Consider the following 21,518-nt stretch of genomic DNA (forward strand, 5'->3'; position numbering starts at 1 on the left):
TTATAGATAGATGCGATCGCTTCGCCTTAAACTTTGTTTTACGCTTCCTCTAGCCTTTCTATTCTCTCATCTACCAACCACTAATAATTTTCTTCAGCTCTCCAACATCTAAACAATCGAAAGCAAAAGCTTTACGAAGCAGCTTGCTAGGAATAAACTCATCATACTTTTGCATTTTTAAAGGTTCTTCAACAGCAACTAAATCTAGCGCTGTAATCCTTTTATTGCCAAACGCCAGGATTTCCGAGCCAAGCTTTTCTACCCCTACCCCATCCTTTCCAAGTTTAACGGTCATAAAGTATGGAGCTTGGCCCCCAATCTTCTTGATATCCAGAGACTCTCTACCAAAGAAATTTAGAAACCTTTCCAAGGTGCGGTAAGCGACAGTACCCATCCAAGGAAATATGCAGCAAGTTTTGCTTCCTAATGAAACAATATTATTTCTTTCAAATTCCCCAAATCGAGCTAATTGACGAGCTTCATTCAGGCGCTTTTTAGCATTACTTTGCAAATAGCTATACTGCATATCTTCAAAAAGAACCTTTCGCATCCGTTCAAGAACTTTTGTATGAATATTGCTACTGCCACCATGCCAAGAAATTTTAGCTTGACCTTGCGCTTGCTTGACAAAAACTGTTTTTGTTTTAGCATCGCTATCCAAAACTTCCCAGGTTCTACCTGCCAAGGCAAAGCAATTGCCAACAGGAGGAGGCATCAGGATACTGCCAATTTCCATCGATTCATCCCTAACAGCATACTCAACCGTGTCGGAAAAAACGGCGTAAAAATGAAAATTTTTTACAATTTTCTCGCCAGCTAATCCGATAATTAATTTGTCTCCCTCAGTCTGCTGAATGTGGTCAATTCCTATCAAGTTTCGGAGCAATTGCCTAAAATCATCTTTAGATATAGCTGCAAAGGGTGGTAAGGCTAAAACTTGCTGAGCTAAAGCTGCGGGAGAGAGTTCCTCCAGCGCTGCTAAAATACTCATTGTTTGGTGATATAAAAGGCTAAAAGGATATTTAACCGGCTTGATTGGCTCAATCCAGCGTTCTTCTAAGTAAAGTTGGATAATCGCGATAGCTTGCAACAGTTGCCAAGGAATTTGATTAGGAAGCGATTCCTCTGTTGATAGTTCTTCCTCCGCGCAAACAAACCGCATATCTGCCGCACTTCCTCGCCTTCCCGAACGTCCCAATCTCTGCAAGAAACTGGATACAGATAAAGGCGCGTTTAATTGAATGACTCGCTCTAATTGACCGAGATCGATTCCTAATTCAAGCGTGATAGTTGCAGCAGTAACAGATGGAACTTTGGTATCGCGCATCGCATCCTCAGCCGCTTCCCTTAAGGAGGTAGAAATACTGCCATGATGGACGTGATAAATATCTGGTAATCCTTCAGCTTCGGCTATTTCACGCAGGCTGGCAATCACTGATTCTGTATCTGAGCGATTGTTAGCAAAGATCAGGCTTTTTCGAGATTTAGTGATATCAAAGATATGCCTGTAGTAAGGACTAACAACTAAATCATCAGTCTCATCTGTTTCAACGGGAGAAACAAAAAAATGCTCTAAAGCCAGATTGATTTTTCGTTTTCCTCCCTCGATATCCGGAGTAATGACTGGCGTTTCAGTTCCCAGTCGCAGCCAGTCTTCAGCGAGTGAGTAATCGCCAAGGGTAGCCGATAAACCAATCCGACGGGTGGGATTTTTTACAAATTTTGAAAGGCGTGCCAACTGGCAGAGAATTTGGCAACCTCGTTCGGAACCCATAAAAGCATGGATTTCATCAATAATGACAAAACGTAAATCTCCAAACAAGCGAAACAGTTGAGTATTTTTATTAATTAAGAGACTTTCTAAAGATTCTGGCGTTATTTGCAAAATCCCTTTGGGATCTTTTAGTAGTTGTTTCTTCCGAGCCTGAGAAACATCACCGTGCCAGTGCCAAACTGGAATATCCGCTTCTTTTAAAAGGTCATTTAAACGCTCAAATTGGTCGTTAATTAACGCTTTTATTGGGCTAATATAAAGTGCCCCAATCGTTGTAGATGGTTTTTGATGTAATAAAGTTAGAACGGGAAGAAAAGCTGCTTCTGTTTTCCCGGATGCGGTTCCGGCGGCGATTAACAAGTGAGCATCCGTGTCAAAAATAACCTTACAGGCTTCAACTTGAACGTCTCTTAATTCAGTCCAATCTTGGGTGTAAATGTATTCTTGAATAAAAGGCGCTAATTTAGCAAAAGCCTGTTCGCTCATAGGGTAAATTCTGCAAATTCAGTATTCCCATCTACCTCTGGGTTTTTGCCGGGAGAAGTCGGTTTAAAATTGGAACCATGAATGAGTTCTCTGAAAGAGAGGTTGGGGTTTTGTTGAAGGATATTCAAAATACTGATAAAATCGCGGACAACTTCACGGGGTGTCAAGAATTTGTCTGCACCTAAGCGATTGACAACTTCTTGCATAAACTCTTGCAAGTCACTCGGTTTCAGAGTTTTATTATAGTTGTAATGGGTAGCATGAATATCCACCAATCGGTGCAAAAGCTCGGATATATTTTGCTGGGTTAATATTTCTAGCTGGATGACGGGTGCTGAGGTATCCTGATGACCTCCTTTGACACGGCTGCTTAAGCGCGATCGCAAGGCTTCATCACTGTACAACCCCCGGCGTTTGTCCTCCACAAATTCGGGCGTTCCTCCGATAAAAATGCCAAGATTTTCTGCTCTTCCCTGCATCGTATCGTTGAACATTGCCAATAGCTTATCGTAGTTTTTTTGACGAGAAGCGGTATGAGTAATTTTGTACAAATGAACGGCTTCATCCACCAAAATTAAAAGCCCTTTGTAGCCAATTTCTGAAACAAACTTTGCAACTAGCTTGATGTAGTCATACCAAGTTTCATCATCAATGATGACACGCACTCCTAGCCCAGTTTTTGCCTCAGTTTTAGTTCCAAATTCTCCTCGAAGCCAACGTAGCGCCGCTTCCTTTTTATCATCATCATCAGAACGATAGCCGCGCCAATAGGCGATGATGACATTCGCAAAGTCAAACCCGTGAACTAAGCCTTCTATATCCTTAACGACTTCCCGAATTTTCTCTTCTACTTTATCGTCAAACCCAGTGTCGTTGGGTCGCATCCCGCTTTCTTGTGCAACTTGGTTTTGAATATTATTAATCCATCCTTCCAAAATGGGTGTGAAAGCGCCACCTTCTGGGCGAATTTTGGTGGAAAGATTCTGCATTAATTCCCGATAAGTTGCAACCCCTTTTCCGTCAGTTCCTGCGAGTCGCCGTTCGGGAGATAAATCAGCATCAGCTACTACGAAACCTCTTTCCATCGCGTGGTTGCGAATCAGTTGTAGCATAAAGCTTTTACCGGAACCATAGCGTCCTACAACGAAGCGAAATCCGGCACCGCCTTCGCCAATATTATCGAAATCCTGTAAAATAGCTTTGACTTCTTTTTCTCGTCCGACAGCAATATGTTCAAGACCGATTCTAGGTACAACACCTGCACCAAGAGAACTGATTAAAGCAGTCGATATTCTTTTGGTAATCTTGAGTTTTGTCATATTTTAAAATAATTTATTTGTTGCTAAGGCGGGCCAAGCTTTGACGTTTCTCATTCCGTCTCATCGACGGAGAATAAGGTGAGGTTTTTGATTCGGTTTATTTATGTTTTATAAAGAATTTTGATAAATTGTTGGTTTTATAAAACTAAGTTTCGAGCATCTTCTTCACTTTTGTCAAGTGTTCTTCTGCGATCGCAGGCGGAATCGATGCCGAACCTGGTTCAATGATAAAATCGCCAATGGTATCTATAGCACGTTCGTTTATTGCATCTATCAATAGTTGAGGCATAGTTATATTTGTCTCAGCGATTTTCTTGAGAGTTGCACCTGGATTGTTTTGCTCTACTATGGCTTTGATTATCTGAATATCATCATTCGTAAGTTTTGTTTTTAGAGCAGTCCATTCCGCCGATAAGTTTTCTACTGATTGTTTTCTTTGTATTTCTAAAAAAGGGATTGCCTGGGATTGTCCTTTTTGAGGTTTTTGGAAGTTTAAGTTACCACTCTTTAACTGCTCGTATTCCAACTTTAAAGAGGATACTTGCCCTTGCAACTGACCTAATTCTACTTTTAAAGACGCCAGAGATTGATTCAGCACCGCTCTCTGTGCTTCCAGGGTCTGAAGCTGAGCTTGCAGATTATCTACTTCTGATTGTAAAGGACGTTTTTGTTTTTTGAGATTAGTGATTTCCTGTTCAAGGATTGTTTTCTGATTCTGATTATCTGCAACTTGATCTTGCAGTTTTTTGAATTCCGTTTTCAGGAAATTTAAGCTAGTTTCTGTCTTCTGCTTTTCCGATGTTGCAGCCAACAAAGATTCATTGAGTTCTGCTTTTTGCCTTTCCAGAACCTCAAGTTGAGTTTGGAGAATAAACCCTTGTTCTTCTAGTTGGTATCTATAAGCTCCTAAAGTGGACACTTCCCGATTAATGACCTCTCTTCGGTTATAGCTTTCTGCTATTTGTCCGTGCAATTGGTTTAGGCTTGACTCCAAATAATAGAGATCATCTTCTAAGCTTTGTCTTTCGTCAGAAATCGCTTGAATTTCATTTTGTATGAAGAACTTCTGCTTTCTTTGTTTAATTTGTACAACAATGGCTCCTGCATAAGTAGCAGGTACAGTAATTAAACCTGTAACCAAGGCTTTTGGGAAATCTCGGTTGGCAATAAAGCTCAGGAAAAAGCTCACACCGAAGGCAATTAAACCCAGTAAAATCCGATTGCTTACCTTAACCGATCGCATATCATTTTTTGTGAGATAAAGTCAGCATTTCCCAAGTTCTAATTCATACGAACAGAATTCTAATTATGTGTTTAATCTACGAGATTCTGAACCAGTAACAGCTAAATCTGCCCTGAGAAAGTCAATGAATTGCCGTGCTGTACGTCCAGAACGCCCGTTGTGGCGAGTTGCCCACTGTAAGGCACGATACTCTAAATCTTCCTGAGTGAGGGAAATGTCGGCTTGGGTTGCGAGATGGCGAACAATGCTTAGGTAGGTGTTCTGATCGGCGGGTTCAAAGGTTAAAGTCAGACCAAAGCGATCGCTAAACGACAGCTTTTCCTGAACCGTATCCCAGGCGTGAATTTCTTCATTGTCCTTGGGACGAGGGCGATCGCTAAAAAATTCTCGAATCAGATGCCGCCGATTGGAAGTCGCATAAACCACCACATTTTGAGGACGTGCGGTTAAATTGCCCTCCAGCACTACTTTAAGAGCTTTGAAAGCGTCGTCATCCTCCTCAAAGGAGAGATCGTCAACAAAGATGATGAACTTCTGAGGCACACCCCGCAACTGCTCGACAATGGTTGGTAAATCTTTCAGTTCAGATTTGGCAACTTCGACGAGGCGGAGGTTTCCCGTATCAGGCTCATTTAACAACCCCTTCACCAAAGAAGATTTGCCGCTACCACGACTGCCGTAGAGCAAAACGTGTAAAGCTGGATGACCGGCGAGTAAAAATTTTGTATTCTTCAGCAAAGAGTCTTTCTGAGACTCGTAGCCGACTAATTCTGGAAGCTGCACGGGATCGGCATATGAAATGCCTACCAACTGCCCAGATTGCCAGCGTAACGCCCGATAAGAAGCAAACAGCCCCGTTCCGTATCGCTGATAATGAGCGGCTAAAGATTCCAGCACATCTACCCAATTTTCTGACATTTGGAATTTCTCCCAAATGGGCAATTCGTGAATTGCACCTACCCTATCCTGCTGCTGGTTCCAGGCGACTGGTGCCGCGAGTAACTTGGCTGTGGCTTGCACCCACCGGCTCAACTGGTCGCTACTGCAATTGTAGAGGCTCTGCAAGGCTTGTAAATCGTGCTGGGCAGCAGCTACCAGCGCCGGAGGCAGTAAAGACGATTGCTGGACTTGCTTGCTAAAAGGATTGTCAGTTCTGAGAATTTGGGTAATTAGGTAGTCTTGCCAACCTTGATTTCTGGCGGCTAAAGCTTGAAACCAAGTGCCGTAAGCTTGCAGGCAAGCCAGTCCATTGGTGTTGCTGCTGCTTAAGGCTTGTAGCAGATTCAGGAAAGCCGTGCCGACTTCCCCACGGAGGACGGATTGATAAAGTAACAGAGAAGCAGCTTGACGTTGCAGAAATTCGATTGAAGCGATCGCTTGAGTATCCATTAATCAACTGAGTGGTGTATCTCAGCTATGGTAAATTGTCTCCCGACGCTAGAAATAAGTTCTACTCAAGCAATGAGGTTTTAACGAGATGAATCTGGGTACTATCGCCGCGATCGCTTACGGAATTTTAGCCATTGTCGGCGGCATCATGGGCTACTCTCAAGCTCAAAGCAAAGCGTCGTTGATTTCTGGCAGTATCAGCGGCTTATTACTCATTCTCGGCGGCGTGATGTTATTGCAGGGACAAGCGTGGGGGCTGATTTTAGCAACTGTTGTCACCGCTGTTCTCATCATTGTCTTTGCCATCCGGTTGTTTAAAACTCGCAAATTTATGCCTGCGGGATTAATGACGCTCTTAGGTTTGGCGGCGCTGGCGGTGATGATTCAACAACTGGTTGCGATAGTGTAGCGATCGCATAAAGGATAGATTTAAAGCATAGATTGCCTAAACTATCTGGCGAAGTGGAATCTCAATAATAAACTCCGCTCCCCTACCTGGTGCTGAGAGACATTGCAATTGACCATTGTGCTTTTCTACAACAATCTGGTAGCTAATTGCCAAACCCAGTCCAGTGCCTTTGCCAATGGCTTTGGTAGTAAAAAAGGGATTAAATAGCTGTTGTCTCACCGCCTCTGTCATTCCAGAGCCATTATCCGCAATTTTGATAACGACGCGATCGCACTCTAGTACCTCAGTGCGAATTTTGATCCAGCTGGGATTTGCCTTGATTTCGGAAAGCGATCGCTGTTTGTTATACTCATCCAACGCATCAATGCCATTCGCGATCAAATTCATAAACACTTGATTGAGTTGTCCTGCGTAGCACTCAACTTTAGGTAAGTGCCCGTACTCCTTAATTATCTGAATGTTGGGATGATCCGGTTTTGCTTTTAGGCGGTTATGCAGAATCATCAGGGTACTATCAATTCCTTCGTGAATATCAACCGCCTTCATTTCAGCTTCGTCAATTCGCGAAAAATTCCGCAAGCTAAGAACAATTTCCCGGATGCGATCTGCTCCCACCTTCATTGATGACAACAGGTTAGGAAAATCTTCCATCATAAAATCTAGGTCAATCGCTTCTATCTCCTCCTGAATTTCTGGCGTTGAGTTCGGGTATTGCTGATGATAGAGCCGCAATAGATTTAATAAATCTTGGGTGTATTCTCTGACATGGGTGAGATTCCCAAAGATAAAGTTAACTGGGTTATTAATTTCGTGAGCAATCCCTGCAACCAATTGTCCTAAACTGGACATTTTTTCGCTTTGAATTAATTGACCTTGAGTACGTTGGAGTTCTTGGAGAGTATGTTCTAGCTGCTGATTTTTTTCTTTTAACTGAACTTCTTTCTCCTGACGGGCTTCCTCAGCTTGTTTGCGAGCGGTAATATCCATCACGGTGGCACCAAGAGCCATCGGCTTGCCATCTTCTCCAGGTATGGGAAATTGAGAAGTCAACCAGTGCATCAGGACGCCTGGATTGCCAGGTAATTCACCGCACGTCTCCATGTTGAGAATCGCTTCGCCTGTCGTCAGTACTTTGCGTAATGTCGATTCGATCGCTTGTGCAGCGTCGGGCAAGACTTCAGCCAGGGATCTTCCTAAATGTTCTTCTACAGACAAGCCATTGAAGTGTGCTAGCGCTTCGTTGATTTGCAGATACCGCATCTGGTCGTCAAGAATACAGAGTCCGACCGGCGCAACGCTAATAAATGAGTTCAAAAGCTGCTCGCGCCGCGCTAATTCTTTTTCCAACGCCTTGCGATCGCTAATGTCTCGCGACATCCCAATCAAACCGATAACGTTTCCTTGGGGATCGCGATAGATATTTTTTGTTGAGAGATACGTCACCGCGATGTTATTGATATAGACAATTTCCTCCAACGTCTGAGTTGTCCCAGAAGCCATAATTCTGCGGTCAGTCTCCATAAGTTGAGGGGCGACCTCAGGTGGAAATACCTCGGAGTCATCCTTTCCAATCATCTCCTCTACAGACTTGCCAAGTAGGTTGGCACCAGTGGAGTTGATCATTAAGTAGCGACCCTGAAGATCCTTGATAAAAATGATATCAGTTGTTCCTTCAATGACTGCATTCAAGAGGTTATAGCTTACTTGGAGCGCCTCCTCTGTCTCCTGGTGTTCGGCAATTCGCTGGTGTAATTGCTCGTTCAGTTGACTCAGCTCGATCGTGCGCTCCTCAACTCTATCTTCTAGCTCTTGATTCACCTGTTTCAGTGCTGCTTCTGCTCGGTGGCGCTGGCTGTCAACCGCATTCAGGAATCTGGCATTCCACCAAATTAGAAAGGCAAAAATAACTACGTTGAATACGCCAAAAAGAGCCAGCCCAAGTTCGCTGTCATAAATCTGAGATTGGTAGCCGCATAAAATGAACCAGCCCAATACTGAGGGAATGCCAATCGCGGCTGGCGACATCCGCCGCACCATCAATCCGCCTGCTTTGTCGCTTGTAACAACTGTCATTAGTCCTCGATCTGGACAAGCAAACAGGACGCCGATGGAAAGCAGGATGAATGCGATCGCTGTGTGCAACGCCACACCTGTGTTGTAACTCTTGCCGTACAACGAGGTGATGCCGTAGATATAGCCCAAAAGACCCAGAAAACCAATCAAAAACCCGCCTAAGCTAAAGCATTGAGCCGGACGGTACGCTCTTTTAGATAACAGCAGAAGGGCAGAGCCAAGCATGAAAAAGCTCAGGGCACTATTGGGAGACATTCGCCCTGGTGCAGAGGTGCCAACAGCGCCTGCTGGGTCTTTAAACAGCAGTTCGTCAATTCCTAGATTCCATCCAAACCCATACTCAATTAGTGTCAATAAACCGATTAAAATGACGATGATCGCCAACACTTGAGAAAGGTCAAACGAAGACTTTCTCCGGTTATCTTTTGCCTTTTGTCTTCTGTGTTCCGCATCGTGCCACAAACACAAAGACAATCCACTCAGAATAAAGGCTATGCTTGTGTTGGCTTTCATGCTTACCAGCCCTGGCAAAATGCTTTTAAGGGCTGTAATATCTAATATCCAGCCCAGTAAAACAACACATCCAATTAGGGTGACAATAATACCGGATTTTCTGGAGTAGGATTGTGGAAATTCGATAAACTCCGTCTTTTTAATCATAAAAATCGGACTCTTCCAAATATCAATAACTGACCAATTATTAACTTTTAATAGAGAAAATCTTTTGAGATTTGCTAGATAAATTTATACAAATTACCAAAATAATACAATTTATTGTTTGTGCCTAAATATAGGCTAAACTTAAATTTATTCCTAATAAACATAGGATAAATTTACTAATTATAAAACCGTATTTACATTGACTATTTGTCCGTTTTTTACGAAAAAGTCAGTAAATTCACAGATAAATGTTCTGACCTTGTTCTGAACTATTGTAAAAAGAACCATTTAGCGATCGCTTTTGTATTTATTGCAAGGACGCTAGCGAATCAAGAAGCCCATAACCCAGCCTAGTCAAGCAATCTTGAAAAGATTTAATCCATTCTTTTGCTTTCGCTCCTTAATCAGGTGGCAAGGCAACAAATAGCATCTCTGAGCTATCCTGGAATCGCCAGATAGCAAAAGTTGACAAAATGCACTGGATATTAACCGAATCTTTAAGCGTAGAAAATTTAACAGTAGCGATCGCGGGTTTACCGGCATCTTTGCAAGGCACAAAGCTAGTGCAACTGTCTGATTTGCACTACGATGGCAAGCGATTATCCGAAACACTACTCGCAGAGGCAATTGAAGTCAGCAATCAACTCGAACCCGACCTGGTTTTGTTGACTGGCGACTTCGTGACTGATGACCCATCTCCCATTCACGCCCTAGTGCAACGGCTAAAACACTTGCAAGGTCGCGCTGGTGTCTATGCCGTACTGGGCAACCACGATAATTATTATCGTCATTCAAAACAAGTGGTGCAAGACGCCCTGACTAGCATTGGGATTCATGTACTCTGCAATGAAATTGCTTATCCATTGGGAAAAGAATTACCCCTAGTCGGACTGGCTGATTTTTGGTCGCGGGACTTTAATCCAGCGCCAGTGATGAATCAACTTGCTCAGGATACACCCCGAATCGTCTTATCTCACAACCCAGATACTGCCGAGATTTTGCAAGAATGGCGGGTGGATTTGCAACTGTCGGGTCATACTCACGGCGGTCAAGTAGTAATTCCTGGGTATGGTCCAGCGCCGCAACTGCTGCAAAACTTCCGTCACCTAATTCCCAAACCGATGCAGCGTTGGGTGCCTTTTATGAAGGAATGCAATACAGTGGTAGAGCGTTGGGAATGGGCGCAGGGGTGGCATCAGGTGGGAAAAAATCAGCTATATGTGAATCGAGGGCTGGGAACCTATTGGCCCGGACGCCTATTTTGTCCGCCAGAAGTCACGGCGATCGCGCTGGTGGATCAAAAATAGTTTTTAGTTGTTAGATCAAGAATTTATGTTCTCGTTCATCCGGTCAGATTTATCTCAGTTACGCGCCTATATGCCCCACCCAGGCGGCGCATCAGGAAGTCCAGTCACGGGTTCAATTCCAATCGATCGGCTGGATACCAATGAATGCCCTTTTGATTTACCAAAAGAATTAAAAGAAAAATTGGCATGGACTTATCAGCAGCTAATTGAGACGAATCGCTATCCTGATGGCAGTCATGCCCAACTCAAAGAAGCGATCGCCCAATACACGAACGAATCCTTAGACGCCCCCATTACCCCAGCCAACATCTCTGTAGGTAACGGTTCGGATGAACTAATTCGTTCCCTCCTGATTGCCACCTGTCTCGGCAACGAAGGCTCGATTTTGGTCGCCGATCCCACCTTCTCCATGTACGCGATTCTGGCTCATACCCTAGGCATTCCTGTGGTGAATGTCGGGCGTAAGGAAGCGAATTTTGAAATGGATCTTGCCGCTGCCCAAAAAGCCATTAAGGAAACCCAGAATCCGCCAATCCGGGTGGTATTTGTCGTTCATCCCAACTCCCCCACCGCCAACGCCTTAACTACCGCTGAATTGGAATGGCTGCGGAGTTTGCCAGAGCATATTTTGGTGGTCATTGACGAAGCTTATTTTGAATTTAGCCAGACAACCGTGGTGGGTGAATTGTCGCAGCATCCAAACTGGGTGGTACTCAGAACATTTTCCAAGGCGTTTCGGCTGGCAGCACTGCGACTAGGATATGCGATCGCTCACCCAGAACTCATCGTCGCCCTCGAAAAAGTCCGTCTCCCCTACAATCTCCCCAGCTTCACCCAAGCTGCCGCTTTACTTGCCCTTTCCCAGCGGCAACTGCTACTTAGCTGCATTCCCCAAATTCTTAGCGAACGAGAAAAGTTACTCGATTTTCTCAAAGAGCAACAGGATTTACAAGTTTGGCCCAGTGCCTCAAACTTCATCTACCTGCGTCTCCCGACAGAGGAAGCCCTGACTCGATTGGCGCAGCAACTCAAAGAACAGAGAACCTTAGTTCGTCACACCGGCGGCGGTATTCGTCTGACGGTAGGCAGTGAAGAAGAAAATGAGCGATCGCGCCAGCATCTCCTGGCAGCCTTAAAAGCAATCAACTAAGCAGGATTAATTAAAAATTAAAAACTAGGAAGTTTTTAATTTTTAATTAATCCTCCAAATCCCGTGCCCTGCGGATAGTATCTGGCAACACCCCCACCAACAGCGCAAAGGCATCGTCAGGTACTTGCGTCAGCGTCTCCGTGCCAAAGAACTGCTTAAACTGTTCGAGGATCTTCTGTGCTCGTTGCAGCGGCACGGGGTTATCCGTAATTTGTTTCGTGAGTCGAATCCACTGTCTCCGAATCAAATAAGCATTCTGCCGTTCCTGAGCGGATTCAGGAGTTACCAATGACAAATTGCCCACTGGCAACACCCATTTCGCATCCACATCAAACAATCCGCCCACAGCCGCTCCTGGCCCAGCAAACTCTGCATGGTAGTGTTTGTAGAGGATCAAGCCATTCCGACGGCGACTATTCACGATCAACAGATGTTTATCATGCAGCTGATTAAGGATATCAGACGATTCCTCGTCAGGGTTCGGGCTTTCATTATTCATGCCATTAGAGCCTTGAGAGCGGGCGACACAGGTAGGGCTTTGATTGGCATCCGCTTTGTATAGGACAGTCTGGTAGCGCTGTTGGTTGTCGCTATCCATGTCAACTCTTACTGCTATATTTTTTCTTTGGGCATGCACCCGAACCGGAAGTACAGAGGCAAACCCAAGTCTGTTAGTTCTGGATGGATTGCAAGCTTGAGATTCAGTTTGCCATCTATTATGTATGTAAACAATAATTACATTATCAAAACATTTGACATTAGTATAAGTCACCAAGCGGTAATTCTTAATTTTATTTTATGGCATCTTGTCCGAGCGTAGAAAATACAACAGCCAGTAGTCGCCCACAACCTCACTGTATTGGGTATTCTTCAATAATCTACCCCCAAAAGTGACAATTGTTTAAAGTTAATGTGAAGTTGCGACAAGCAAGAGTCACTGACTGATTTAAAGACTGATTGAATTGATTAAACGTCTTTTCTAGCTAGCAATTTTCAACCCAATCATCCTCAAATCTAGAGAATCTCAGGGAGGCGAGGGGAGGGTTATTTTAGCTTCCAGAAGGCAAGTGTTTGTGCAAGAACAGCCGTCGAGGACGCCCCAGCAGCCAGTCACTCCAGCTGGGATCGCCATGGTGCAGGTGATATCCCGCCTTCAGATAAAGCTGCCGTGCCTGATGATTATTTTCTAACACGTGCAGGTAGAGGTCGCAGAATCCCCATTCCAAAGCAGTTCGTTCGCAGCGCAGCAGTAACTGCTGCGCGACTCCCCGTCGCCGACACGAGCGGTGGACAGCCAAATTCGAGATGTAAGGATATTGAGAACTCCAGGGTTGCCAGGAACAGGGACGAAGCCCCATTTCAACCGTCCCTACCACGGAATCAGCATTTGTTCCTTGGCGTTCTTGTGCTTTTGGGGACGGGGATGAATCCTCTCCTCTCCCCTGATTGGTACTACCCGAAGCGACAGCGGCTAAACAGATGTAATTCGGAGGAATCAAGCGCAGTCGATTGCGTAAATCTTCGTAAATTCCCAGTCGAAATAACGGATAGGCCAAAGCCCAAATTCCTGACCGAGGGTGAAAGCTATCTGCCAGGATCTCGGTGAGGCTGGTCACATCATTTTGGTGGGCTGCCCGGATGATAAAGTGAGAGGCACCATTCGGTTGTGCGGCTCTTTCAGGTTGGCGGTGCAAGAGTGGAAAGCAGGGATTCACAGCCGAGCGTAAATTGGATATCTAGCAGGTTTCATCCTAGATCATTTTGCAGTGATTTTTGCAGGTTTAAGATCGGGGTACTGGAGCAAAATGAATTAACTGGGAAGATTGACAAGTTGCTAGGCTGGAGAGTTTCTAGGTTGCCCTAGCCTGGAAGAATGCCTACCTTAGGCAAAGCTTCTTTTGTTCCAGCAAGGATACTATTGTACAAGGAGTGCATCGGCCTAGGGAAAATTGGCATCGGACGGTAGAGCCAGCATCGCTATCCTGTCCGGAGCAGCAGCGCTCGTCCAGGTATTTCTCTAACAGCCTGTTATCGATCAATTTCGGAGCAGGGGATATGGAAGCGCGATCGCAGTAGTTATAACTGAGATCCACGCCCAAACGTTAAAGTCAGAAATGAAGAGCGGGTATTTTAAATAAAAAGTAAGTGACAAGTGCATTTTCTCCCCAAAAAGTTATTGAACTGGGTAGGTTCGTTGTCAGTCGTCTGACGACCATAAGCATTGCCTACACCCTACCCCGATTTCTCAGGAACCGCTGTTGGGTAGGACCAAGGCTTCCCCGCAAGGGGAGCGGGGAGCATGAGCCAGAACCGGGGTGTTTCTCGAAAATCGACACCAGAAGGTACAGCAGTACTGAAACTGAAAAATTAAGATTAATTAGGGTGCAACCAGGCAATTTCCACAGCCTCCGGATTCGGAAACAGTGGGATGCGGATAGTAGCTTGGATAGGGAGCGTCTATCTTTATCTCCCATCTGCTTTTCCATCTCAATCGCTGGAATAATCTGTGCATGAAATGGAGACTGTTTTGCATTTGCATGGGCGTAGGCATGAGCTGCACCATACTACAGCAGGAGAGCGGGGCATGAAATCCCAAGCCAGTAAAAAGCCCAAAATTCTGGTCGTCGATGACGAACCCGATAACCTCGACCTGCTCTATCGCACTTTTCATCGAGAATATAAGGTACTCAGGGCAGATAACGGCCCTGCGGCGCTGGAGATTCTGGCGCATGAGGGGGATGTTGCCGTGATCATCTCGGATCAGCGGATGCCCCTGATGAGCGGCACAGAATTTCTCAGCCTCACCGCCACCCAGTACCCAGATATTATCCGGATTATTTTGACGGGTTACACCGATGTGGAAGATTTGGTGGAAGCCATCAACGCCGGAAAGGTCTTCAAGTACGTCACCAAACCCTGGGATGCAGCTGAGCTAAAAGCGCTGGTGCAGCAGGCAATGGATACCCACAACGTTTTGAAGGTTCGGACTGAGGAACTATGTCGGACGCTGCGCCGCGAATCGCTGCTCAATACAGTCACGAATACCATTCGCAACGCCCAGTACCGGCGGGGCGGTTCGCCCCTTCAGCAAGTCCTCCAGACGATTGTGGAAACCGTGGGTCATATGCTGGAGGTCAGCGTGTGCATTTTGCGTCCCTTCCAGGAAGACGGGATGGCAGATGAAGGATTCATTTATCAGCGACAAGAGGCAAAAGGTAAGCGGCAATCCTCAGGACTCATCATTTCCGAACTGAGTCCATCGTCAGGACAGAGAACGGCGGGACTGAGGACGGAGGAAGAAGGCGGGAGTCAGGAGTCACTAGAATATACGACTCCGTCTTCAGTTTTGCTCCCTGAGTCTTCTTTGGGAGAGAGCGAGACTGGGCAGCACAATGAAGATCCCCACTCAGTCTTGAGTCTTCAGTCCTCAGTTCTCAGCCAGTTGGTGTGGGAAACGCACGATGTAGAAGTCATTAATGATGTCGAAACAGATGAGCGACTTCCAGGCGATACCCCTGTAATTAGGCAACGCCTAGAGGCAATGCGACAGGCGGATATCCACTCTAGCTTGGTGGTGCCGCTGTATTGCCAACTGGAATTGATGGCAGTTCTGGCGCTGCACCAGTGCGGACAGCCGCGCGTCTGGCAGGATGATGAGATTCAGTTGGTAGTGATGGTGGCGGATCAAGCGGCTCTGGCTCTTTCCCAGGCGCGGGCTTACGAACAGGTTTCTCGACTTGCACAAAGAGAGGCACTTGTCAATACGATTACAACGGCAATCCGCTCTAGCCTTGACCCGCAGGACATCTTTGCAGCGATTACGCAACAGTTGGGACAAGCCTTGCAAGTGGATGGCTGTGCCCTGTCGCTGTGGCGGAGAGAGGATGAGTTTGTTCAATGCGTGGGCTTGTATGACGGGGCAGAAAGCCTGGTGCTGGATACATCGGTGAGCGAGGACCCGATTTTCGACCGTACAAGCGAAGCATTTGTCACCAAAATGCAATTAGCTCCGCATCTCGGCAATCATACTTCGCTGCAAGCGAAGAATCCTCAATTACCCCACTCGGTTGTCCCAATTGCCGGAAATCCGGTGTTGCAACAGCTGCTAAATACACAAAACCCCGTGGCAGTCCACGATCTGGATCGGAACCCCGAAATGAACGGGTTCGATCTCCCGCTGCGGAGTCCGGCGCGGGCGCTGTTGGTGGTACCGTTACTCTCCGATGGTCAGATTATTGGTAGCATTACCTTGCGCCAAACGAACCGACCTCGCCGCTGGCACGCTTCAGAGGTTGAATTAGCGCAGGCGGTGGCAGCACAGGCAGCGATCGCAGTCACGCAGTCCCGACTGTATCAAAAAACTCGGCAGCAGGCGGAGCGGTTACTGGAATTAGACCGGCAGAAAACCGAGTTTTTCCAGAACGTCTCTCACGAATTTCGCACGCCGCTGACTCTGATGCTAGGGCCGCTAGAGTCAGCGGTTAATCAGCATCAGGATATGCCCTACGATCAAGCTGCGATCGCCCTACGCAACTCCCGCCGCTTACTGCGACTGGTCAATCAACTGCTGGATATCCAACGACTCGACGCCGGTCGAATGCAAGCCAGTTTCCGTCCTTGTAACTTAGTAGAATTTATCGAAACCATTGTCGAAGCTTTTCGCCCCTACTGCGAGAAAAAAGGCTTGCAGCTGACACTCGAAATGAAACCCTGTCAGCCAGTTTATTTAGATTTAGAAAGATTTGACAAGGTACTCTACAACCTTTTATCTAATGCTATGAAATTTACCGAAGCGGGAGGTACGATAGCCGTGCTAGTGCAACCCGCTGGAGATCACGTCCGAATCCAGGTTTCAGACACTGGCATTGGCATTCGCCCGGAACAAATCCCCCATCTGTTCGAGCGCTTCCGTCAAGCGGAAGGGTCAGTCAACCGCTCCTATGAAGGCAGTGGCTTGGGTTTAGCGCTGGTGAAAGAATTGGTGGAACTCCACGGCGGTCAAATTTCTGTCGAGTCGGTTTACCGAGAAGGCAGCACCTTTACCGTTTGGCTGCAAACTGGAACCGCGCACCTACCGCTGGATCAGGTGTTGGAAGTGCCAACTGAAGTCCAATCCAATCGCGCTGCTGTGGAATTGGCAGATTTGGAGGTGGAAGAAGAAACTGGAGACTGGGAACTTTTGAGACAGGATGAAGCAGCATCTTCTCCGAATTCACTACCTACGGAGTCGCAACCACTATCCGCCTCCAGCGTCAATTCCTCCGTCATTCACACCGTCTTAGTGGTGGACGACAATCCAGATTTACGAGCTTATGTGTCTCGGATTTTGCTAAATGATGGCTATCAAGTTTGCATGGCTCGCAACGGCAACGAAGGATTCGCCGTCGCTAAGGAAAGGCGACCCGATCTGATCGTGACGGATTTGATGATGCCCTTTGTGTCCGGTTTGGATATGATTCGGATGCTCCGAGAAAACCCAGAACTCAAGGGAACGCCGATTATTTTGCTCACCGCCAAAGTAGACGAAGATACTCGGATTGAAGGCACTGAGAGGGGAGCCGATGCTTATCTGGCTAAGCCATTTAACGACCGGGAATTGTTAGCGTTAGTCCACAATTTGCTAGCGCTCAAGGAAAATGAGCGCCGGGTGGTGGAGCTGAATTCTTACCTGACTGAGTCGGTGCTGAAGCGCTTTTTACCTCCAACGATGGTGCAGAAGGCGGCAAAAGGCGAACTGAAGCTGGATTTGAGTCCGGAACCTAGGTTGGTTACGGTTTTATTTAGCGACATCGTGGGTTTTACCAGTTTGGCAAATACCTTGCGAGCGCGACGAGTGGCTGAGTTGCTGAATGAATATCTGGAAGCAATGACCAAAGCCGTGTTTGATAACGGTGGTACGGTAGATAAGTTTATGGGGGATGCAATTTTAGCGTTGTTTGGTGCCCCAGAGGAACTGACACCCAACGAGCAGGTACGACGGGCGATCGGTGCGGCGCGGCAAATGCACGCTTCTTTGGAGCAACTCAATCAGAAATGGTTGGAAGCAGGCATTGTCGGCACGAGCGATCGCGCACCCGTCCAGTTTCGCTGCGGCATTCACCAAGGAACCGCCGTGGTGGGAATGTTCGGAGGCAATCAACGGTCGGATTACACGGCTATCGGCCCTAGCGTGAATATTGCCTCTCGCCTTCAAGAAGCAGCGGAGCCGAATTGCATCCTGGTTTCTGCTGCCGTTGCCGATTACCTGGACGAGCAGGAAATGACCAAGTGCAGCCCACTCAAGCTCAAAGGCATCGATGAGACCGTTCTCACCTTTGCGGTTGAACTTAAAGAAAGTGCTGGGGACTGAATAAAGTGCTGAGTCCTCAGTCCTCAGCACTGTTCTCCGCTTTGCGCTTATCGTTGTGGGTGGCGCTGATTTCCACCGTCTTTGTTGCGATCGCAGGGGGACTGCTGGGCTACCTGTTAGCACGTTACCGCTTTCCCGGTCGAAACTGGGTGGATGCTATCGTCACGCTGCCCCTAATTTTGCCGCCGACTGTAGTGGGATTTTATCTGCTGGTTCTCTTTGGACGCCAGGGGTTAATCGGACGCCCTCTCTACGAAGCGACTGGTTGGACGCCCATTTTTACCTGGCAAGGTGCAGTCTTAGCGGCAAGCATTATGGCGTTACCGCTAATGGTAAAAACCACAAAGGCAGCTTTAGAAAGTGTTGATCCCGTTTACTTACAAGCCGCTGCGACATTGGGTCAATCGAATCTGCAAACCCTCTGGCGCGTTTGGTTGCCTTTAGCCTGGAAAGGTATCCTTGCAGGAATTGTCCTCAGTTTTGCCCGCGCTTTAGGGGAATTTGGCGCAACTTTAATGATTGCGGGGAATATTCCCGGTGTCACGCAAACGATGCCAATGGCAATCTACGAAGCCGTTCAGTCGGGACGCGACAACATCGCCTTGATTTTGGTGGTTATTCTCAGCTCGCTGTCTCTGTTCATTCTTTTTCTGACAAATTTTCTGGAACGTAGCGGATTCAGGTGAACGTCTACTGTTTCTAACAATAAGAGTCCTTCAAGTTTTGAGAATGGCACTACCAAACCAGCGCCCCAACGATCCGGCTCAGAGTCCTCCGACTCGGCACTTACATCTCGTTAGCGCATCGGCTCCACCTCCCTTAGAGAAGCCAGATGCGATCGCCTCCCAGCAGCGAGTCGATGCCCGGAATCGGTCTACATCATCCACGCTGTGGAGTATTTACACTCTAATTTCTGTAATTGTCCATGTATTGGGGATGTGGATGTTGCAGCGGGTAATCATGGGATCTGCCAGCGTCGATGTGGCTACGGAACCCATTCCTGTTGAGCTAATTACCTCCGTTCCCTATTCCGAAGAGAGGTTAGAGCCACAAGCGGCAACTCCCCAACAAAGACAAGAGAGCGATCGCAATTTTAACGTTCCAGGTAGAAGCCCTGTACAGCAACCGATACCCGCGCAGCCTCAAGAAAATCCTCCGGTAAATTCTCAACCGAGGATTCAGCGCTCTTTCAGAATCCGTTTAAATCCTTTCCCTCAAGCTCAAAACCCTTCGGCTAGCTCGCCTTCTACCCCGCAAAGACAGCAGCCGAACTCTGATGTGGTTGCGACCAGACCCATCATTCCTACACCCGCCTCGCGCCCGCCATTTGTGCCGCAGCAAGCCCCTGAAACGGGTCGTCCCTTGGGGTCATCCTCCCAAGATGCAGGAACCCCCGCACCTGCACTGCCATCTCAACCGCAGCCATCACCGTCCCAACCCGTCGAACCATCCCCAGCTCCTGTCACCCCTCCGCCAGATCCTCCCGTACAGGCAAGCCCAGCCCCACCAGCCCCAGCTCCCATTCCACCCGCACCGCCTGCTGAGGAGGCACAAAGCACACCGTCACCCGCACCCGCAGCGCCCGCAGCCCAAGGTAGAGGTGTTGTGGCAACTTTGTTCAATGTCCGCTCTGGTAACGCTGGCACTGATGAGCCGAACCAATTAGCCGTACCGCAGCAACAGCAGAAACAAATTCCCGACCTTGATTATCCGCTGCTAACTGGGCAAGCTCCCGACGAGCCTATCGTCTTGGAAGTTTTATTGTTGATTGATAACACGGGTAAACCGTCAGTTCAGCGAGTGCTGCAAGGAAGCGGAAATTTAAACGATTCGCAGTTTGTCAATGAGCTAATTCAAGGCTGGAGGTTTCAACCTGCTTACATGGGAGGTGGAGCCGTTGACAGCTTGCTGGAAGTCTCTATCCGAATTTCTCCTCTCTCCCAGTGAAAAAATGCACGCCTCCCCTACTCAAGCTCTAAAAAATTGTGGTATACTAATCTAGTTATGGTTTGACCATACCTCAATTTGCGGGTGTAGTTTAGTGGTAAAACCTCAGCCTTCCAAGCTGATGATGCGAGTTCGATTCTCGCCACCCGCTTCTTCTCGGGTCAATTAACTAATTATTTGTCATTGTTATCTGTTGATTGCCAAATTATTTGAGCGCGCGGACAGATTGTTGTCCACATTGCCAAATTACTTAACCGTCTTGCTTGAAGACTGAACTTAGACCTCAAGCCACAAGAGAACTCCAATTCTAGGGCATTATTGCCGTCACACGGTCTAACGAGCCAGCGTTTCAGCATCGCCAGCCTAAAAAAACAAGGCAGACTCCTGCCTGCCCTATATAACATCAAGAACAACCCCTGCGGAGTTGCCCTGATGATGAGACCCTGCATCCGCACTCAGCAGATACTAGGGCGCTCAGTCTTGAGCAAATACTATTTCCTTAGTCTTTGCCGGTAATGCCTTCCAGAGCTTTCTGAACTTTTTGTTCAACTGATTGGACGCCTTGCGAATTTTCGTTGGTACTCATCTTCTCAGCATCAGCAGATCCTTGAATTTCATTCAGACCCTGCTGGGCTTCCTTCTGAGTCTCCTTAAGCGAATAGGGGTCTTTCAGAACCGCCTTTTGTGATTTCTCTTCAATCTTCGTCAGATTGGCTTCTCCGTCTCCGGGGCGACTGGTGGTGCCGCTATATCCGGTGGGGGTTTTTGGGCTGCTGTAGGCTGGGGTTGCATAGCTGAACAGTAGTAAAGCGCAAAAACAAGCAGCGATCGCCATACGCACTGGACGTACCCAAGCAGACAGGTTGAAACGGATCGATTTCATAGAGTCCCTCTCTCCTAATTTGTCGAAATTAGCACTATTAAGATTTGTTGATCGGATCAGACGAAACAACTGCCTGAACGACCTCTCTTATTTGCTCAAATTTTGGAGCTTCTGACATCTGTACCTAGGTATACTTGCAATAAATCTTTAGAAAAGGCAATAGAAGTCAATAATTTGGCTTAACTTGGCGATAAAAACTGAATTTTGGGTAATAGTGGGTCTTCAACCATCCCAATTCCCTTAAATCCCCAGCGTTGCAGCAACCCTTTTACTTGGTTTCCAGAGATAGACTCGACAGCAAAGCGATCGCTGACATCTGGGGCATGGGCGTTGAGATAGCTTAGGGCATCAAAATGTTCGCCAAACATCAACAAGTAGCCAGAGCTACTGGTTGAAGAACTTGTATCGGGTTGAGCTAAAAGATATTGACCATCAGCTCTCGAACGAATTAGGTAATAGACTTGGGAAAACATAGAAAATGCAAAGATAATAGGCTAATCCGTAATTGATAATTGGACAAGTTTAAAAC

Annotated in this window: 15 protein-coding genes and 1 tRNA gene; 7 read left to right on the forward strand and 9 right to left on the reverse strand. The window is 46.9% G+C overall.

The window, feature by feature from the left end; all coding sequences use genetic code 11:
- Positions 1-70: 70 nt before the first annotated feature.
- The 4 genes from NC996_RS20130 to NC996_RS20145 all read right to left on the reverse strand — a co-directional run bounded on the left by NC996_RS20130 (position 71) and on the right by NC996_RS20145 (position 6,211).
- Positions 71-2,260, reverse strand: a complete 2,190-nt coding sequence (locus NC996_RS20130; RefSeq protein WP_190682181.1) for a DEAD/DEAH box helicase — start codon at positions 2,258-2,260, stop codon at positions 71-73.
- On the reverse strand, positions 2,257-3,579 hold the full coding sequence (locus NC996_RS20135) for an ATP-binding protein (protein WP_190682183.1): 1,323 nt from the start codon (positions 3,577-3,579) through the stop codon (positions 2,257-2,259). Before NC996_RS20135 ends, NC996_RS20130 begins: the two co-directional genes overlap by 4 nt.
- A gap of 145 nt (positions 3,580-3,724) precedes the next feature.
- On the reverse strand, positions 3,725-4,768 hold the full coding sequence (locus tag NC996_RS20140; protein WP_190682187.1) for a tellurite resistance TerB C-terminal domain-containing protein: 1,044 nt from the start codon (positions 4,766-4,768) through the stop codon (positions 3,725-3,727).
- A gap of 117 nt (positions 4,769-4,885) precedes the next feature.
- Entirely contained in the window at positions 4,886-6,211 is a 1,326-nt protein-coding gene (locus tag NC996_RS20145) for an ATP-binding protein (RefSeq protein ID WP_190682189.1), read from the reverse strand.
- A gap of 88 nt (positions 6,212-6,299) precedes the next feature.
- On the opposite strand from NC996_RS20145, the gene NC996_RS20150 reads away from it, so the two are divergent.
- A complete protein-coding gene (locus NC996_RS20150; RefSeq protein WP_190430133.1) occupies positions 6,300-6,620 on the forward strand; it encodes a TMEM14 family protein in 321 nt (106 codons plus the stop codon).
- A 36-nt stretch (positions 6,621-6,656) separates the two neighbouring features.
- On the opposite strand, the gene NC996_RS20155 is transcribed toward NC996_RS20150, so the two are convergent.
- Positions 6,657-9,353, reverse strand: coding sequence for a PAS domain-containing protein (locus NC996_RS20155; protein WP_190682192.1), 2,697 nt, complete (start codon positions 9,351-9,353; stop codon positions 6,657-6,659).
- 473 nt (positions 9,354-9,826) lie between these two features.
- Between NC996_RS20155 and NC996_RS20160 the strand changes: the two genes are divergently transcribed.
- Together NC996_RS20160 and NC996_RS20165 are read left to right on the forward strand one after the other, a co-directional pair.
- Positions 9,827-10,660, forward strand: a complete 834-nt coding sequence (locus NC996_RS20160) for a metallophosphoesterase (RefSeq protein WP_190682195.1) — start codon at positions 9,827-9,829, stop codon at positions 10,658-10,660.
- 25 nt (positions 10,661-10,685) lie between these two features.
- A complete protein-coding gene (locus NC996_RS20165) occupies positions 10,686-11,810 on the forward strand; it encodes a histidinol-phosphate transaminase (RefSeq protein ID WP_190682198.1) in 1,125 nt (374 codons plus the stop codon).
- A 46-nt stretch (positions 11,811-11,856) separates the two neighbouring features.
- Here the strand turns inward: NC996_RS20165 and NC996_RS20170 are convergent, their stop codons facing one another.
- On the reverse strand, positions 11,857-12,408 hold the full coding sequence (locus tag NC996_RS20170; protein WP_190414951.1) for a hypothetical protein: 552 nt from the start codon (positions 12,406-12,408) through the stop codon (positions 11,857-11,859).
- 451 nt (positions 12,409-12,859) lie between these two features.
- Complete coding sequence (locus tag NC996_RS20175; RefSeq protein ID WP_339380388.1) at positions 12,860-13,525, reverse strand: GNAT family N-acetyltransferase; 666 nt, start codon at positions 13,523-13,525, stop codon at positions 12,860-12,862.
- A gap of 869 nt (positions 13,526-14,394) precedes the next feature.
- Here NC996_RS20175 and NC996_RS20180 point away from each other — a divergent pair.
- From NC996_RS20180 to NC996_RS20195, 4 genes are all read left to right on the forward strand, one after another.
- Positions 14,395-18,159, forward strand: a complete 3,765-nt coding sequence (locus tag NC996_RS20180; protein ID WP_190682205.1) for a response regulator — start codon at positions 14,395-14,397, stop codon at positions 18,157-18,159.
- A gap of 5 nt (positions 18,160-18,164) precedes the next feature.
- Entirely contained in the window at positions 18,165-18,845 is a 681-nt protein-coding gene (modB, locus tag NC996_RS20185; RefSeq protein ID WP_190528900.1) for a molybdate ABC transporter permease subunit, read from the forward strand.
- Positions 18,846-18,888: 43 nt separating this feature from the next.
- Positions 18,889-20,106 carry a hypothetical protein gene (locus NC996_RS20190; protein ID WP_190682208.1) on the forward strand — a complete coding sequence of 406 codons (1,218 nt, stop codon included), beginning with the start codon at positions 18,889-18,891 and terminating at the stop codon, positions 20,104-20,106.
- 80 nt (positions 20,107-20,186) lie between these two features.
- Positions 20,187-20,257: transfer RNA gene (locus NC996_RS20195), tRNA-Gly, on the forward strand.
- A gap of 348 nt (positions 20,258-20,605) precedes the next feature.
- On the opposite strand, the gene NC996_RS20200 is transcribed toward NC996_RS20195, so the two are convergent.
- Together NC996_RS20200 and NC996_RS20205 are read right to left on the reverse strand one after the other, a co-directional pair.
- Positions 20,606-20,989 carry a low temperature-induced protein gene (locus NC996_RS20200; protein ID WP_190682211.1) on the reverse strand — a complete coding sequence of 128 codons (384 nt, stop codon included), beginning with the start codon at positions 20,987-20,989 and terminating at the stop codon, positions 20,606-20,608.
- Positions 20,990-21,168: 179 nt separating this feature from the next.
- Positions 21,169-21,462 carry a hypothetical protein gene (locus tag NC996_RS20205; protein ID WP_190431952.1) on the reverse strand — a complete coding sequence of 98 codons (294 nt, stop codon included), beginning with the start codon at positions 21,460-21,462 and terminating at the stop codon, positions 21,169-21,171.
- Between the last annotated feature and the right edge of the window lie 56 nt (positions 21,463-21,518).

This window comes from Trichocoleus sp. ST-U2, assembly GCF_039961875.1.
Classification (GTDB): Bacteria; Cyanobacteriota; Cyanobacteriia; order Cyanobacteriales; family FACHB-T130; genus FACHB-T130.